Raw genomic sequence first — 16807 nt, 5'->3', positions numbered from 1 at the left:
AGCATACTCTGCTCATTTTTTACAATTTGAGTAATCTCACACTCTTTAAGATGTCTAGGATTGATTATGAACGCTGAAAAGCTCTATATAGAAAAAGAACTCAGTTGGCTCTCTTTTAACGAAAGAGTCTTACAGGAATCAGCGGACAAAACAGTACCTTTGATCGAAAGAGTACGCTTTCTCGGGATCTTTTCTAACAATCTAGACGAGTTTTACAAGGTTCGATTCTCTGATGTGAAACGTCGCATTTTGATCAACCAAGAGCGTGGGATCAATGACAACTCAAAGCATCTACTCACTAAGATGCAAAACAAGGCGTTTAAGTTAAACCAACGTTTTGATGAACTCTACAATGATCTCATTCTAGAGATGGCAAGACGACGTATTTTCCTGGTTAACGAGACACAACTGAATGACGCTCAAAAGAAATGGGTAAAGAAATACTTTAAGAAAGAAGTGCTTCCTCACATCACACCTCTTTTAATGAACGACGAAATGAATGTACTTCAGTTCTTAAAAGATGAGTATGCTTACCTGACCGTCGAGCTTCAAAAAGAGCAGCAATCCAAATACGCCGTAATTGAGATACCGACCGATCACCTTCCGCGCTTTGTCATGGTGCCAGAGCAGAAAGGAAAACGCCGTAAGACCATCATCTTACTTGATAACATTATCCGATACTGCATCGATGATCTATTTAAAGGCTTTTTCGAATACGACCAGCTCAACTGCCACGCGATGAAAATGACTCGTGATGCTGAATATGACCTTAGCCACGAAGTCGAACACAGCTTGCTGGAACAGATGTCTGAAGGTGTGGCTCAGAGGCTCAGTGCTCTACCTGTACGTTTTGTTTATGAACATACAATGCCTCAAAACATGCTGGATTTCTTGTGTGGAAAATTAGGCATCTCTAACTACGACAACCTGATTCCGGGTGGTCGTTACCATAATTTTAAAGATTTCATCGGTTTCCCGAACGTAGGCCGTGAATACTTAGAAAACAAACCTTTACCACCAATGTCATGTGCGGATTTTGATGGGTTTGATAACAGCTTTGATGCAATCAAGAATCAAGACATCTTGCTGTACTATCCATATCATACCTTTGACCACATGACAGAGTTGGTTCGTCAGGCTTCATTTGACCCAAAAGTCATCAGTATCAAGATCAACATCTATCGTGTCGCGAAAAACTCACGATTAATGAATTCGTTGATCGATGCCGTTCACAATGGCAAAAACGTAACGGTAGTGGTTGAGCTTCAAGCTCGATTCGACGAAGAAGCTAATATCGAATGGTCAAAGATCCTAACTGAAGCTGGCGTTCAAGTTATCTTTGGTGCTCCGGGTCTAAAAATACACTCTAAGTTACTTCTGATCAGCCGCCGTGAAGGTGAAGAAATCACTCGCTACGCACATATCGGCACAGGAAATTTCCACGAAAAGACCGCACGAATCTACACCGACTTCTCGCTGCTTACCGCCGACCAAGAACTGACTAACGAAGTGCGTAATGTCTTTGGGTATATTGAGAACCCTTATCGCCCTGTAAAGTTTGACCACTTAATTGTGTCGCCACGAAACTCACGTAAGAAACTTTACCGTCTTATCGATACAGAAATAGCTAGTGCTAAAGCGGGTAGAAAAGCGCAGATCACCTTAAAAGTGAACAACTTGGTTGATAAAGGGCTTATCAATAAGCTTTATGGCGCAAGCAATGCGGGTGTCAAAATTCGCATGATCATCCGAGGTATGTGCTCACTGGTTCCGGGAGTCGAAGGCGTTAGTGAGAACATTGAAATCATCAGTATCATCGACCGATTCCTAGAGCACCCACGCGTTTTGATTACACACAACGATGGTGACCCAAAAGTATTTATCTCATCGGCAGACTGGATGACGCGAAACATCGATCACCGCATTGAAGTCGCGTCGCCAATCCGTGATGAACGTTTGAAACAACGCATCATCGACATTGTAAATATTCATTTTACCGATACAGTTAAGGCAAGGTGGATAGATAAAGAGATGAGCAACGCTTACGTCCCTCGTGGTAACCGTAAAAAACGTCGCTCTCAAGTCGCCATCTATGATTACCTCAAGCAGGTAGAGAAACAGACTCGAAAAGCTAGGGAACAACAATCTCACGATGAGCCAAGCTAAAAATACGAAGGCCAATACGCCAGAAGATTCCAACAATACCGCCTCACTTGAGGCGGTATCTCCACCTATCAAAAACGTTGCTGCCATCGATTTAGGCTCTAATAGCTTCCACATGGTTGTGGCAAAAGTCATCGGGCAAGAATTGCAACTTGTCAGCCGACACAAACAAAGAGTCAGATTAGGCTCTGGCCTCGATGACCAATCAAACCTCAACAATGCAGCCATCGAGCGTGGTTTAGAGTGTCTCGCGATGTTTGCCGAGCGCTTACAAGGCTTTGAAGTCGAAAACGTTCGTATTGCAGCCACCCACACACTTCGCCAAGCAAACAACGCTCATATTTTTATCCAGCGTGCACGTGAGGTGCTTCCTTTTCCTATCGAAGTGATTCCCGGCGAAGAAGAAGCGCGACTTATCTATTTAGGCGTTGCACACACACAACCCGAGTCAGATTCGAAATTAGTTGTGGATATTGGTGGTGGTAGTACCGAGTTGATTATCGGCAAAGGGTTTGAGGCGAAGCTCGTCAACAGTAAACAGATGGGCTGCGTGAGCTTTACACAGCGATATTTCTCGAATGGAAAACTCTCTCGCAAGAACTTCTCTAAGGCCATCATTGCGGCTCAACAACGTTTAGAGCCTCTTGCTGTTAAATACAAAAAGAAAGGCTGGGATACTGCTCTTGGCTCTTCAGGAACCATCAAAGCAATCAAAGAAGTCTTGGTCGGAATGGGCTACGAAGATGCCATGATCACCGAAAAGCGATTAGGCCACTTAATTGATGTGTTGTGCGAACACGACACTATTGAAGAGATAAAACTCAAAGGACTCACTGAGGAGCGCCAACCCGTTTTTGCTGGCGGAGTGGCTATCCTCACTGCGATATTCATGGCTCTTTCAGTCAAAGAGATGCACTTTTCAGACGGTGCACTTCGTGAAGGATTGCTCTATGAGATGGAAGATCGCTTTCAGCGTTCGGACATTCGTATGCGAACCACTGAGAACCTCGCGACCAAACACTCCGTTGATTTCGACCACGCAACTCGCGTAAAAGATCAAGCAAGCGAGTTCTTACATCAGATATGCGATGAACTATGCATTAAGAAAAAAAGTCAGCTGTTTGAACTACTTGAATGGAGTGCGCTATTACACGAGGTTGGACTGAGTATCAGCTTCTCTGGTTTCCATAAGCACTCTGCGTATCTTCTGCAACATACCAATATGCCGGGCTTTAATAGCGAGCAACAGATGGTCATGTCGATTTTAGCTCGCTTCCAACGTAAAGCGCTCAAGCTTCAAGAGATGCCTGAACTGAACTTGTTTAAGAGTAAACACCTGATCAGCTTGATTCGCATATTACGTCTATCCATCATTCTCAATGGTCAACGCAACGACTCCCCACGCCTAAAAATACGCATTGAGGTCATCGAGAAAGATCATTGGAAGATTTGTGGGGCCGATGGTGATTGGCTTGATGAAAATAAACTATTGGCGGCGGACTTACTCGCAGAACAGGAGCTGTGGAGTAATGCTGAATGGCAACTAAGCTTCGATGAGAATTAAAAAGCGTAATTGCCAATCGGGAGGTTAAAGCCCTACTTTTGCAAGCTCTTGTTTAGCGTATTCGTGAGGAATAGAAACGTAGCCGTCTTTTTCCACCAACTCTTGGCCTTGTTTAGAGAAGATAAAAGTTAGGAACTCTTGCTCTACCGGAGAAAGCGGCTTGTTTGGGTGTTTATTCACGTAAACGTATAAGAAGCGTGAAAGTGGGTAAGCGCCGCTTAGAATATTTTCTCTTGTTGCGTGTACATATTGGTCACCCGTCTTAACCACAGGAACCTGCCTCACACCCGCAACACGGTAACCGATGCCTGTGTATCCAATGCCGCTGATCGACAAGGCAACAGATTGAACAACAGAGGCTGAACCCGGCTGCTCATTGACTCGGTTCTTGAAATCACCGCCACACAAAGCATTCTGCTTAAAGTAGCCATAAGTACCGGATACGGAGTTTCGGCCAAACAGTTGGAAACGATGTTTTGCCCAAGGTTGCTTGATGCCTAGCTCTTGCCAACTCTCGATATTTTTAACACCGCCACAGCGCAGCGTTTCAGAAAAGATGCCATCTATCTGACGAAAATTGAGCCCTTTGATCGGGTTATCTTTGTGTACAAACACGCCAATCGCATCAATCGCGACTCTAAGCGCTGTGGGCTTGTAACCATGCTCTCTCTCGAATGCCTCAATCTCACGCAAACGCATCGGTCGGCTCATTGGTCCTAGGTGTGCTGTGCCCTCAGTAAGTGCGGGAGGTGCAGTCGCAGAGCCTGAAGCCTGAACTTGAGCATTCACGTTCGGGTAATAAGATTTAAACTCTTCAACCCACAATGTCGTCATACCCGCCAAGGTATCTGAACCTACCGATAACAAACTGCCAGAAATCCCAGGTACCTTAGAATAATCAGGAAGCGATTCCACGGTCAGTTCTGCATGAACTGGAGAAATTAAAGCACACGCTAACAACGAACTGATGGGTAAACGCATCCTGCGTATTAAAGCAATCATGATACGGTTAGTCGGTTTGGTAGCGTGAAATGGAAACGACTTCCGACGCCTAACTCACTCTGAATTTCCAAATGAGAATCATGGTGGGTCAAAGCATGCTTAACGATAGCCAGCCCGAGACCACTGCCGCCAGTATCACGTGAGCGCGCCTTATCAACACGGTAGAATCGTTCTGTAAGTCGATGTAAGTGTTGGGGCTCGATACCGTCTCCGGTGTCTGAGACATCCAAACAGGCACCTTGGCTTGTTTGATACCAGCGAACCTTAACCGTTGCACCCGGTGGTGTGTATTTGACTGCGTTGTAAACCAGATTCGATATCGCACTTCGCAACTGATCTTCATCAGCTAATACGCGTAGGCTCTTATCAATATCAAACTCAAGCTTGTGTTCACGATCGCCACTTAAACTCGCGGCTTCTTTCTCAAGAACCTCAAGCATAGCGGGAACGTTCACCACTTCATCCAACTCGTGCATTGGCGCTGCTTCAATTTTCGAAAGCGTGAGCAACTGATTAACCAGACTGTTCATACGATTCAATTGCTCAGTCATTACACCATGCGCCTTGGTCCACATTGGGCCAACGATCATGTCTGGGTCTTCCGTCATTTCAAGGTAGCCCTGAAGTACGGTCATTGGAGTACGTAGCTCATGAGATACATTAGCGAAGAAGTTACGACGCATGCCCTCTAGCTGCTTAAGCTGAGTCACATCACGTACTACCATCAGGTGTTCACCCTCGGTATACGGCACAATACGCAGCTCAAGCATACGCTCCACATTCAATGGAGAAGGCATCTCTAATGGTTCAGAGAAGTCTTGCTTATTGAGATACTTAATGAAATCTGGAGTGCGAATCAGGTTCGAGATCGGTTGTCCTGAATCATCTGGCCAACGAAAACCCAGTAAATACTGAGCAAGCTTGTTACACCAAACGATATTGCCTTCACCGCGAAATACCACAACGGCATCGGGAAGCGATTCTGCACCGTTACGGAAACGGCGGATAAGGTTAGTCAGTTCTTTACGTTTGCGACGCTGTCTCTGCTGCATACGATAAATACCGTTGAACAGAGATTCCCAGTTTCCTGAACCTGAAGGTGGTGTTAGACGCTTCTCATCCCACAACCATGCAGATAAACGCATTTGATTGTGTAGATGCCAGCCGAGCTGCAATACCGTAGCAGCCAGCAGTAACCAAGGTAAGTAACCGAATATCCATCCGACTAAAACCCATGGTGCGTAAAAAAAAGCCAGCTCCCAAGCCAGCTTTTTCCAGGTTAACTTTTCAACCATTCAGGACTCCGTAAGCTGTGCAGCGAAGCCACATTAAGCCTTTGTAGAAAAACGGTAGCCCGCGCCGCGAACCGTTTGGATTAGCTTATCGTGACCTGCAGATTCTAACGCTTTACGTAGGCGTCGAATATGTACATCAACGGTGCGGTCTTCAACGTAAACGTTGGTACCCCAAACGTTGTTAAGCAGCTGCTCTCGGCTATATACACGCTCTTGATGCGTCATAAAGAAGTGCAGCATTTTGAATTCTGTTGGTCCCATATCTACTGGACCTTCACTCGCGGTAACACGGTGTGATACAGGGTCTAGTTTAAGACCTTGAACATCAATCACATCTTCCAATGCGGTTGGTGTTACACGACGAATAACCGCTTTCAGGCGAGCTACTAACTCTTTTGGAGAAAATGGTTTGGTAATGTAGTCGTCAGCGCCAACTTCTAAACCGCGAACCTTATCTTCTTCTTCACCACGAGCCGTCAGCATCACCACTGGGATGTTGCGAGTTAACTCTTCACGCTTCATGTGCTTGATAAAGTTTATCCCGCTACCACCAGGTAGCATCCAATCTAGTAATACTAGATCTGGGAAAGGTTCACATAGCTTGTTTACCGCTGTATCGTAATCTTCAGCCTCTACTGCTTGGTAGCCTTTTTGTTCAAGTACAAAACACAGCATCTCACGAATAGGTGCTTCATCTTCAACGACCAGAATCCTTCTCGACATAATTGAATAGCCTTTGTATTTAATCAACGCATTGCATTATCTGAGTTAATTATGACACTTTTGTGACCTTTGAAAACAAATTTTCATATAACTGTCTCAAACGTTTCACTTTACAACTTTTGATACAGAGCTAAGGACAAATCGAATTAGATCTCATATCATGAAGCACTTCTAAAAAGGTATGAGAAAAATTTATGTGGTTTAAAAATTGCCTAGTCTATCGCTTCAACCGTGATATTGATTTCAACGCAGATCAGCTAGAGAAACAACTTGAAGAATTCCGCTTTACTCCTTGTGGTAGCCAAGACAAACAGAAGTTTGGTTGGGTACATGCAATGGGTAGACATGGCGATATGATGACGCACGTATCAGAAAACCGCATTCTAATCTGTGCAAAGAAAGAAGAGAAAATGCTACCTGCTTCTGTGATCAAAGAATCACTGAACGCAAAAGTAGAAACGCTTGAAGCTGAATCTGGCACTCCTCTTAAAAAGAAAGAGAAAGACAGCCTAAAAGAAGACATCATCATTGACCTGCTTCCTCGTGCATTCAGCCGCAGTAACTTCACTTACGCGCTGATCATGCCAAAAGAAGGTTTCATCGTGGTTGATGCTAGCAGCTACAAAAAAGCGGAAGACGTATTGGCGTTACTACGTAAAACAATGGGTAGCCTACCCGTCGTGCCAGCTATTCCTGAGCAAGCGATTGAAACGACTCTTACCGAGTGGGTTAAATCGGGTGATACGCCTCAAGGTATCACGATGCTTGATGAAGCTGAGCTTAAGTCGATTCAAGAAGACGGCGGTATTGTTCGAGTTAAGAAGCAAGAACTAGAAGCGGACGAGATTAAGAACCACATCGAAGCCAATAAGATGGTGACTAAACTTCTTATCAACTGGCAAGATCGTATTGAATTCATTCTGGCAGAAGACGGCAGCATCAAGCGCCTAAAATTCAGTGATGAACTCAAAGATGAAAACGACGATATCCCTCGTGAAGACCAAGCTGCACGTTTTGATGCTGATTTTTCACTTCTATGTGGTGAGTTCAGTGTTTTCCTTCCTAACTTATTCGAATCACTTGGCGGGTTAACTCAACCAAACGCTTAATCTGTGATTTTAAAAGCTCAGATGTCGACGGCATCTGAGCTTATTTCCTACCAAACTCCTGCTTATATTCGTCTCTCAGCCCTCTTCTTAATGTCATTGCTATCTTTAGGGCTATCAACCAAACTCGTTTTAGCGTAAAATTTGCGCCCCTTTGATATCACTTGGTGGTATCAACCTGACTTGAGATCAGATTAGAGAACGAAGCAATGACTACACAAAAACCATTTGTACCTGAACTATTATCACCGGCAGGAAGCCTTAAAAACATGCGTTACGCATTCGCCTACGGCGCAGATGCAGTTTACGCAGGCCAGCCACGTTACAGCCTTCGTGTTCGTAACAACGAGTTCAATCACGAAAACCTACAAATCGGTATCGATGAAGCTCATGCTCAAGGCAAAAAGTTATATGTTGTATGTAACATTCAGCCACACAACTCTAAATTAAAAACATTCATTCGCGACCTTAAACCAGTTGTAGATATGGGGCCTGACGCTCTTATCATGTCAGATCCTGGTCTTATCATGATGGTTCGTGAAGCATTCCCTGAGATGCCAATCCACCTTTCTGTTCAAGCAAACGCAGTAAACTGGGCGACCGTTAAGTTCTGGTCAACTCAAGGCGTTGAGCGTGTGATCCTATCTCGTGAGCTTTCTCTTGAAGAGATCGAAGAGATTCGCGAACACTGCCCAGAAACAGAACTAGAGATCTTTGTTCACGGTGCACTTTGCATGGCGTACTCTGGTCGTTGTCTACTTTCGGGCTATATGAACAAGCGCGACCCAAACCAAGGTACTTGCACTAACGCTTGTCGTTGGGAATACAAAACAGAAGCGGCAAAAGAAGACGAGAACGGTCAAATCGTTGAAGCAAACCCTACTGGTGTTGAGATTCAAGATGTAGAGGTTCAAGACGAACGTCCAGACAACACATTAGGTCTTGGTAAACCAACAAACGAAGTCGTTCTACTTTCTGAATCACACAAGCCTGAAGAGAAAATGGCAGCGTTTGAAGATGAGCATGGTACTTACATCATGAACTCGAAAGATCTTCGAGCGATCCAACACGTTGAACGCCTAACGAAGATGGGCGTACACTCTCTGAAGATTGAAGGTCGTACTAAGTCTTTCTACTACTGTGCACGTACAGCTCAAGTGTACCGTAAAGCTATCGATGACGCTGTTGCGGGTAAGCCATTTGATGAAAGCCTAATGGGTACACTAGAGAGCCTAGCTCACCGTGGTTACACTGAAGGTTTCCTACGCCGCCACACTCATGATACATACCAGAACTACGAGTACGGTTACTCTATCTCTGATACTCAACAATTTGTTGGTGAATTCACAGGTAAGCGCCGCGGTGACCTAGCGGAAGTAGAAGTGAAGAACAAATTCCTAGTTGGCGATAGCTTAGAAATGATGACACCGAAAGGTAACGTTGTTTTCAAACTAGAGATAATGGAAAACCGTAAGTCTGAAGCAGTAGAAGACGCAAAAGGTAACGGTCACTTTGTATTTATTCCTGTACCAGCCGATCTAGACTTAGAGTACGGCTTGCTGATGCGTAACTTGAGCGAAGGCCAAGACACACGCAATGCATCAGGTAAGTAACTTTACTTAGAAAACTGAGAAGTAAGCAATGGCTCTGTTAATCACTGACAAGTGCATCAACTGCGATATGTGTGACCCTGAATGCCCAAACGGCGCAATCACTATGGGTGACAGCATCTTCGAAATCGATCCAGATTTATGTACTGAATGTAAAGGTCACTATGAGAAGCCAACGTGTCAGTCAGTATGTCCGATTACAAAGTGCATAATCACTGACCCAAACCATGTTGAAACAGATGACGAGTTGCTAGAAAAGTTTGTCATCATTCAAGGCTTGACCTAAAAGAGAAAAGGTTCAACTCATTGTAAGTTGAACCTTTTTTTTATCCAGATTTCTCGATTGGATAAATATTGCAGAAGAGCTCTTTTTCAAATTGATATTCGAGTCGCTCTCGCCAATTGATTGATTGAGCTATAGGGACGAGATAAAAGTTTTCCCTGCTGGTATCAGTCACAAACGCCATTCCATATTGCATCAACTCATAATGGACATCGTTTACAAAACTAGGGTCTAGTCGTTGTCTGCCCGTCAATTGGTTGATGTCATCTCTTGAAATAGAAATACCCGAGTTTTCTGTACTGAACCTATGTCTTAACCATTCTGAAAATTCCTTTGCACAAATCATAGTCATAGTCTTATCCTTGAATTATCTATCGACGGGTATCAGACTCTGATTTCGCATACTGCACATAAGCCGCATCTTTCACCCCAAAAACACTCCATCCCTGACCAAACCTTGTCAAATTCGTCACTGTTCTTGCTGTTGTCGTTATTGGTTTTGTTAATATCAAACGATGTTCTTAATCTCGTGTTTATAAACTCTAGACAAAAGTGTGACATTTCTCAACTTTCAGAGACGAGAAAGCCAGTGGCATTACCACTGTAATTAACCTCGATAGATGCGATTACTTATTAGATATCAAGGCTAAACACTGACTTGGCATCACTTTAACTTTCTTCTTTTTCTTACTTTTTGCGACTTTTTTAGGAGGAGGTACAGGTATGGTTTTCGGAGCCCAACTCGCAAGTTCTTCTCCACAACCATCACCTTTTGGAGGGCTGGCTTGAGCAATGCAGTTCGTACTCCCTTCAGGGCACTTCAAGCGAACATGAAAATGAGAATGATGTCCCCACCAAGGTCTGATTTTTCCGAGCCAAGCTCTATCACCTGCATCAGGGGTTTCTCGGTCACAAAGAGCTTGCTTAATCACGGGATGAACAAAAATACGCACTACTTTTTCATCTTTCGCGGCGTAGCGGATCACTTGAAAATGATCATCTGTCCAATTTGATTTGCGAAGCTTGTAGTCAGTAAGATCAACGACACTCACTGGCTTAGGAACAGCAAGCTCATTCACCGAAAGCCTCTTGCTTGTGAGTCTTAACCATATATCGATATCTAACCCTGTTTGATGACTTGAATGACCAGATGAAAAGCGCCCTCCCCGAGGCAAAGAAATATCTCCTACCAGTAAGTTGGTATCGAGTTGCTCGCTTGTAGTTATGCCTAGCCTTTCAATGAACTGAATGGCCTCTGTATGACCATAATAACGCCCTCTCTGGGGACGAATAATCTGATAGCCGATCCCATCGATTGGCAAGGCCTGTGCGCCATCAAGGCAACCGTTGGCATAGCTTCCTATTGATGAGGTTGAGTTTACCGTGGGGGTCTTTTCTTTCTCCCAAGTCGTTGCAGACACTAAAAAAGAACAAAAAGTCCCAACTAATACACAAAATAACCTCATACCAATTCCAAGTAAGCGATGCATATTATTTATACTAGTCGTCATTAGAGAATAGTTGACGATTATTGGTAACTTTTCGGGAATAAACAAAGAGGTATTTGAGATGGAAGAATCTGAAAGGGGGTTAATGAAGTATTTCGACGTCAGAAAGCAAAAAGGCTCTAGTCTATCGACTAGAGCCTTAAAAATGGCAGGGGTGGAGAGATTCGAACTCCCAACACGCGGATTTGGAATCCGCTGCTCTGCCAATTGGAGCTACACCCCTATTTTCAGTTTTAAAGAGCTGAAACTCTGAATAAGTGGCGGAGTGGACGGGACTCGAACCCGCGACCCCCGGCGTGACAGGCCGGTATTCTAACCAACTGAACTACCACTCCGCAGTGGACTACTTGTCGTCGCTGACAAGTCGTTCATAATTTAAAGCCTGGCGATGTCCTACTCTCACATGGGGAAGCCCCACACTACCATCGGCGCTATTGTGTTTCACTTCTGAGTTCGGCATGGAATCAGGTGGGTCCACAATGCTATGGTCGCCAAGCAAATTTTGCTTTTACTTTCAGCTTTTTTTAAAAACTGAAGGCAAAATAATCTGGAAAACTGTAATTTAAAAGTCTCTTCAAACTCATTCAAGGTCTGTCTTTGAGTCCACAAAACCCCTTGGGTGTTGTATGGTTAAGCCTCACGGGCAATTAGTACAGGTTAGCTCAATGCCTCGCAGCACTTACACACCCTGCCTATCAACGTTCTAGTCTTGAACAACCCTTAAGGACGCTTATAGCGTCAGGGAAAACTCATCTCAGGGCTCGCTTCCCGCTTAGATGCTTTCAGCGGTTATCGATTCCGAACTTAGCTACCGGGCAATGCCATTGGCATGACAACCCGAACACCAGAGGTTCGTCCACTCCGGTCCTCTCGTACTAGGAGCAGCCCCCTTCAATTTTCCAACGCCCACGGCAGATAGGGACCGAACTGTCTCACGACGTTCTAAACCCAGCTCGCGTACCACTTTAAATGGCGAACAGCCATACCCTTGGGACCGACTTCAGCCCCAGGATGTGATGAGCCGACATCGAGGTGCCAAACACCGCCGTCGATATGAACTCTTGGGCGGTATCAGCCTGTTATCCCCGGAGTACCTTTTATCCGTTGAGCGATGGCCCTTCCATTCAGAACCACCGGATCACTATGACCTGCTTTCGCACCTGCTCGAATTGTCATTCTCGCAGTCAAGCGGGCTTATGCCATTGCACTAACCACACGATGTCCAACCGTGTTTAGCCCACCTTCGTGCTCCTCCGTTACTCTTTGGGAGGAGACCGCCCCAGTCAAACTACCCACCAGGCACTGTCCGTAATCCCGATTCAGGGACCAACGTTAGAACATCAAAACTACAAGGGTGGTATTTCAAGGACGACTCCACCACATCTAGCGACGCGGTTTCAAAGTCTCCCACCTATCCTACACATGTAGGTTCAATGTTCAGTGCCAAGCTGTAGTAAAGGTTCACGGGGTCTTTCCGTCTAGCCGCGGGTACACTGCATCTTCACAGCGATTTCAATTTCACTGAGTCTCGGGTGGAGACAGCGTGGCCATCATTACGCCATTCGTGCAGGTCGGAACTTACCCGACAAGGAATTTCGCTACCTTAGGACCGTTATAGTTACGGCCGCCGTTTACCGGGGCTTCGATCAAGAGCTTCGACCGAAGTCTAACCCCATCAATTAACCTTCCGGCACCGGGCAGGCGTCACACCGTATACGTCATCTTACGATTTTGCACAGTGCTGTGTTTTTAATAAACAGTTGCAGCCACCTGGTATCTGCGACTCTCGTCTGCTCCATCCGCAAGGGACTTCACTGATAAGAGCGTACCTTCTCCCGAAGTTACGGTACCATTTTGCCTAGTTCCTTCACCCGAGTTCTCTCAAGCGCCTTGGTATTCTCTACCCGACCACCTGTGTCGGTTTGGGGTACGATTCCTTACAATCTGAAGCTTAGAGGCTTTTCCTGGAAGCATGGCATCAATGACTTCACTACCGTAGTAGCTCGACATCGTATCTCAGCGTTAAGAAAGTCCGGATTTACCTAAACTTTCCGCCTACATACTTGAACCTGGACAACCGTCGCCAGGCCCACCTAGCCTTCTCCGTCCCCCCATCGCAATTGTAAGAAGTACGGGAATATTAACCCGTTTCCCATCGACTACGCCTTTCGGCCTCGCCTTAGGAGTCGACTTACCCTGCCCCGATTAACGTTGGACAGGAACCCTTGGTCTTCCGGCGAGGGAGTTTTTCACTCCCTTTATCGTTACTCATGTCAGCATTCGCACTTCTGATACCTCCAGCAGCCCTTACAGACCACCTTCAACGGCTTACAGAACGCTCCCCTACCCCACATACCCTAAGGTACGTAGCCGCAGCTTCGGTGTATAGCTTAGCCCCGTTACATCTTCCGCGCAGGCCGACTCGACCAGTGAGCTATTACGCTTTCTTTAAATGATGGCTGCTTCTAAGCCAACATCCTGGCTGTCTGAGCCTTCCCACATCGTTTCCCACTTAGCTATACTTTGGGACCTTAGCTGGCGGTCTGGGTTGTTTCCCTCTCCACGACGGACGTTAGCACCCGCCGTGTGTCTCCCGGATAGTACTTACTGGTATTCGGAGTTTGCAAAGGGTTGGTAAGTCGGGATGACCCCCTAGCCTTAACAGTGCTCTACCCCCAGTAGTATTCGTCCGAGGCGCTACCTAAATAGCTTTCGGGGAGAACCAGCTATCTCCAGGTTTGATTGGCCTTTCACCCCTAGCCACAAGTCATCCGCTAATTTTTCAACATTAGTCGGTTCGGTCCTCCAGTTGATGTTACTCAACCTTCAACCTGCCCATGGCTAGATCACCTGGTTTCGGGTCTAATCCTAGCAACTGTACGCCCAGTTAAGACTCGGTTTCCCTACGGCTCCCCTAAACGGTTAACCTTGCTACTAAAATTAAGTCGCTGACCCATTATACAAAAGGTACGCAGTCACACCACGAAGGTGCTCCTACTGCTTGTACGTACACGGTTTCAGGTTCTATTTCACTCCCCTCACAGGGGTTCTTTTCGCCTTTCCCTCACGGTACTGGTTCACTATCGGTCAGTCAGTAGTATTTAGCCTTGGAGGATGGTCCCCCCATATTCAGACAGGATATCACGTGTCCCGCCCTACTCGTTTTCACTGATGATGAGATGTCGATTACGGGGCTATCACCCTTTACTGCGGCACTTTCCAGAGCCTTCATCTGTCTCATTAAAAGCTTAAGGGCTAATCCAATTTCGCTCGCCGCTACTTTCGGAATCTCGGTTGATTTCTCTTCCTCGGGGTACTTAGATGTTTCAGTTCCCCCGGTTTGCCTCCTGTTGCTATGTATTCACAACAGGATACTTACTTATGTAAGTGGGTTTCCCCATTCAGGAATCCCAGACTTAAAGGTTATTACTACCTAATCTGGGCTTATCGCAAGTTATTACGCCTTTCATCGCCTCTGACTGCCAAGGCATCCACCGTGTACGCTTAGTCACTTAACCATACAACCCGAAAGGGTCTTAATGTATGGCAACTAACCAAGGTTTTTGGTTGTCATTAAGAAGGGTTAATTCTCAATGACTGTTTGCCGGACTCAATGTGATTCAAACAAGTTTGAATCGAATACAAGACACTTGAATGTGTTTGTTGTGTTTATCAAAAGATAAACATTGAGAACTTTTAAATTTGATTGAATTACTCGTAAGTAATCAATCAGTCAGCTTTCCAAATTGTTAAAGAGCTAGATATTTCAAAAGAAATAACCATTTTTAAAGATTCTTAAGGAAGAACACTTAAAGATGGTGGAGCTATGCGGGATCGAACCGCAGACCTCCTCGCTGCCAGCGAGGCGCTCTCCCAGCTGAGCTATAGCCCCATCTGGAAAAGTATTTCCTACTCTTAACTTATTAAACCATCAATCTGTGTGGACACTTATCGTGAATATCTTCGTATAAGGAGGTGATCCAGCCCCAGGTTCCCCTAGGGCTACCTTGTTACGACTTCACCCCAGTCATGAACCACAAAGTGGTGAGCGTCCTCCCCGAAAGGTTAAACTACCCACTTCTTTTGCAGCCCACTCCCATGGTGTGACGGGCGGTGTGTACAAGGCCCGGGAACGTATTCACCGTAGCATTCTGATCTACGATTACTAGCGATTCCGACTTCATGGAGTCGAGTTGCAGACTCCAATCCGGACTACGACGCACTTTTTGGGATTCGCTCACCATCGCTGGCTTGCAGCCCTCTGTATGCGCCATTGTAGCACGTGTGTAGCCCTACTCGTAAGGGCCATGATGACTTGACGTCGTCCCCACCTTCCTCCGGTTTATCACCGGCAGTCTCCCTGGAGTTCCCGACATTACTCGCTGGCAAACAAGGATAAGGGTTGCGCTCGTTGCGGGACTTAACCCAACATTTCACAACACGAGCTGACGACAGCCATGCAGCACCTGTCTCAGAGCTCCCGAAGGCACACCTGCGTCTCCGCTGGCTTCTCTGGATGTCAAGAGTAGGTAAGGTTCTTCGCGTTGCATCGAATTAAACCACATGCTCCACCGCTTGTGCGGGCCCCCGTCAATTCATTTGAGTTTTAATCTTGCGACCGTACTCCCCAGGCGGTCTACTTAACGCGTTAGCTCCGAAAGCCACGGCTCAAGGCCACAACCTCCAAGTAGACATCGTTTACGGCGTGGACTACCAGGGTATCTAATCCTGTTTGCTCCCCACGCTTTCGCATCTGAGTGTCAGTATCTGTCCAGGGGGCCGCCTTCGCCACTGGTATTCCTTCAGATCTCTACGCATTTCACCGCTACACCTGAAATTCTACCCCCCTCTACAGTACTCTAGTTCACCAGTTTCAAATGCAGTTCCGAGGTTGAGCCCCGGGCTTTCACATCTGACTTAATGAACCACCTGCATGCGCTTTACGCCCAGTAATTCCGATTAACGCTCGCACCCTCCGTATTACCGCGGCTGCTGGCACGGAGTTAGCCGGTGCTTCTTCTGTTGCTAACGTCAAGAGATAGCGCTATTAACGCTACCCCCTTCCTCACAACTGAAAGTACTTTACAACCCGAAGGCCTTCTTCATACACGCGGCATGGCTGCATCAGGCTTTCGCCCATTGTGCAATATTCCCCACTGCTGCCTCCCGTAGGAGTCTGGACCGTGTCTCAGTTCCAGTGTGGCTGATCATCCTCTCAGACCAGCTAGGGATCGTCGCCTTGGTGAGCCATTACCTCACCAACTAGCTAATCCCACCTAGGCATATCTTGACGCGAGAGGCCCGAAGGTCCCCCTCTTTGGCCCGTAGGCATTATGCGGTATTAGCCATCGTTTCCAATGGTTATCCCCCACATCAAGGCAATTTCCTAGGCATTACTCACCCGTCCGCCGCTCGACGCCCATTAACGCACCCGAAGGATTGTTAGTGTCGTTTCCGCTCGACTTGCATGTGTTAGGCCTGCCGCCAGCGTTCAATCTGAGCCATGATCAAACTCTTCAATTTAAGATTTTGTGACTCAACGAATACTGACTT

10 protein-coding genes, 3 tRNA genes and 3 rRNA genes are annotated in these 16807 nt (G+C 46.1%); 5 read left to right on the top strand and 11 right to left on the bottom strand.

Annotation, left to right across the window (positions count from 1 at the left end; translation table 11 throughout):
• The first annotated feature begins 66 nt into the window (after positions 1-66).
• Positions 67-2166: a polyphosphate kinase 1 gene (ppk1, locus tag FLM53_RS10875; protein ID WP_176681936.1), complete on the top strand. Its 2100-nt coding sequence runs from the start codon at positions 67-69 to the stop codon at positions 2164-2166.
• A gap of 112 nt (positions 2167-2278) precedes the next feature.
• Positions 2279-3727 (top strand): exopolyphosphatase, encoded by a 1449-nt coding sequence (ppx, locus tag FLM53_RS10870; RefSeq protein WP_370780771.1) that lies wholly within the window; start codon positions 2279-2281, stop codon positions 3725-3727.
• 24 nt (positions 3728-3751) lie between these two features.
• Here ppx and FLM53_RS10865 read toward each other — a convergent pair whose 3' ends face one another.
• The 3 genes from FLM53_RS10865 to phoB are packed head-to-tail and all read right to left on the bottom strand — an operon-like array spanning position 3752 to position 6747.
• The gene (locus FLM53_RS10865) at positions 3752-4708 is read right to left on the bottom strand and encodes a PstS family phosphate ABC transporter substrate-binding protein (RefSeq protein ID WP_176681980.1); all 957 of its coding nucleotides are present in this window, start codon (positions 4706-4708) and stop codon (positions 3752-3754) included.
• 17 nt (positions 4709-4725) lie between these two features.
• On the bottom strand, positions 4726-6024 hold the full coding sequence (gene phoR, locus FLM53_RS10860; protein WP_176681937.1) for a phosphate regulon sensor histidine kinase PhoR: 1299 nt from the start codon (positions 6022-6024) through the stop codon (positions 4726-4728).
• 33 nt (positions 6025-6057) lie between these two features.
• Positions 6058-6747 carry a phosphate regulon transcriptional regulator PhoB gene (gene phoB, locus FLM53_RS10855; protein WP_004735064.1) on the bottom strand — a complete coding sequence of 230 codons (690 nt, stop codon included), beginning with the start codon at positions 6745-6747 and terminating at the stop codon, positions 6058-6060.
• 194 nt (positions 6748-6941) lie between these two features.
• On the opposite strand from phoB, the gene rdgC reads away from it, so the two are divergent.
• The 3 genes from rdgC to FLM53_RS10840 all read left to right on the top strand — a co-directional run bounded on the left by rdgC (position 6942) and on the right by FLM53_RS10840 (position 9749).
• Complete coding sequence (rdgC, locus tag FLM53_RS10850; RefSeq protein WP_017062534.1) at positions 6942-7856, top strand: recombination-associated protein RdgC; 915 nt, start codon at positions 6942-6944, stop codon at positions 7854-7856.
• 206 nt (positions 7857-8062) lie between these two features.
• Entirely contained in the window at positions 8063-9466 is a 1404-nt protein-coding gene (gene yegQ / locus FLM53_RS10845) for a tRNA 5-hydroxyuridine modification protein YegQ (protein ID WP_176681938.1), read from the top strand.
• Between the two features lie 28 nt (positions 9467-9494).
• Entirely contained in the window at positions 9495-9749 is a 255-nt protein-coding gene (locus FLM53_RS10840; protein WP_176681939.1) for a YfhL family 4Fe-4S dicluster ferredoxin, read from the top strand.
• Between the two features lie 40 nt (positions 9750-9789).
• Here the strand turns inward: FLM53_RS10840 and FLM53_RS10835 are convergent, their stop codons facing one another.
• From FLM53_RS10835 to FLM53_RS10800, 8 genes are all read right to left on the bottom strand, one after another.
• The gene (locus FLM53_RS10835; protein WP_076656433.1) at positions 9790-10098 is read right to left on the bottom strand and encodes a hypothetical protein; all 309 of its coding nucleotides are present in this window, start codon (positions 10096-10098) and stop codon (positions 9790-9792) included.
• A gap of 274 nt (positions 10099-10372) precedes the next feature.
• Entirely contained in the window at positions 10373-11212 is an 840-nt protein-coding gene (gene mepA / locus FLM53_RS10830) for a penicillin-insensitive murein endopeptidase (protein WP_176681981.1), read from the bottom strand.
• Positions 11213-11400: 188 nt separating this feature from the next.
• A tRNA-Trp gene (locus tag FLM53_RS10825) sits at positions 11401-11477 on the bottom strand.
• Positions 11478-11512: 35 nt separating this feature from the next.
• A tRNA-Asp gene (locus tag FLM53_RS10820) sits at positions 11513-11589 on the bottom strand.
• A 45-nt stretch (positions 11590-11634) separates the two neighbouring features.
• Positions 11635-11750, bottom strand: a 5S ribosomal RNA gene (rrf, locus tag FLM53_RS10815).
• 130 nt (positions 11751-11880) lie between these two features.
• Positions 11881-14772: ribosomal RNA gene (locus tag FLM53_RS10810) — 23S ribosomal RNA — on the bottom strand.
• A gap of 298 nt (positions 14773-15070) precedes the next feature.
• Positions 15071-15146, bottom strand: a tRNA-Ala gene (locus FLM53_RS10805).
• Between the two features lie 76 nt (positions 15147-15222).
• Positions 15223-16777 (bottom strand): 16S ribosomal RNA (locus tag FLM53_RS10800).
• The 16S, 23S and 5S rRNA genes sit together here with 3 tRNA genes alongside, the layout of an rRNA operon.
• Between the last annotated feature and the right edge of the window lie 30 nt (positions 16778-16807).

This window comes from Vibrio sp. Scap24, assembly GCF_013394185.1.
Taxonomy (GTDB): Bacteria; Pseudomonadota; Gammaproteobacteria; order Enterobacterales; family Vibrionaceae; genus Vibrio; species Vibrio pomeroyi.
The sequence above is the reverse complement of the archived record's forward strand: the minus strand, read 5'-3'. Positions and strand labels throughout refer to the sequence as shown.

Excerpts from the sequence above, each read along its gene's own strand:
- ppk1 (WP_176681936.1), top strand. The coding sequence starts at position 67 with ATGAACGCTGAAAAGCTCTATATAGAAAAAGAACTCAGTTGGCTCTCT.
- ppx (WP_370780771.1), top strand. The coding sequence starts at position 2,279 with ATGGTTGTGGCAAAAGTCATCGGGCAAGAATTGCAACTTGTCAGCCGA.
- FLM53_RS10865 (WP_176681980.1), bottom strand. The coding sequence starts at position 4,708 with ATGCGTTTACCCATCAGTTCGTTGTTAGCGTGTGCTTTAATTTCTCCA.
- phoR (WP_176681937.1), bottom strand. The coding sequence starts at position 6,024 with ATGGTTGAAAAGTTAACCTGGAAAAAGCTGGCTTGGGAGCTGGCTTTT.
- phoB (WP_004735064.1), bottom strand. The coding sequence starts at position 6,747 with ATGTCGAGAAGGATTCTGGTCGTTGAAGATGAAGCACCTATTCGTGAG.
- rdgC (WP_017062534.1), top strand. The coding sequence starts at position 6,942 with ATGTGGTTTAAAAATTGCCTAGTCTATCGCTTCAACCGTGATATTGAT.
- yegQ (WP_176681938.1), top strand. The coding sequence starts at position 8,063 with ATGACTACACAAAAACCATTTGTACCTGAACTATTATCACCGGCAGGA.
- FLM53_RS10840 (WP_176681939.1), top strand. The coding sequence starts at position 9,495 with ATGGCTCTGTTAATCACTGACAAGTGCATCAACTGCGATATGTGTGAC.
- FLM53_RS10835 (WP_076656433.1), bottom strand. The coding sequence starts at position 10,098 with ATGACTATGATTTGTGCAAAGGAATTTTCAGAATGGTTAAGACATAGG.
- mepA (WP_176681981.1), bottom strand. The coding sequence starts at position 11,212 with ATGAGGTTATTTTGTGTATTAGTTGGGACTTTTTGTTCTTTTTTAGTG.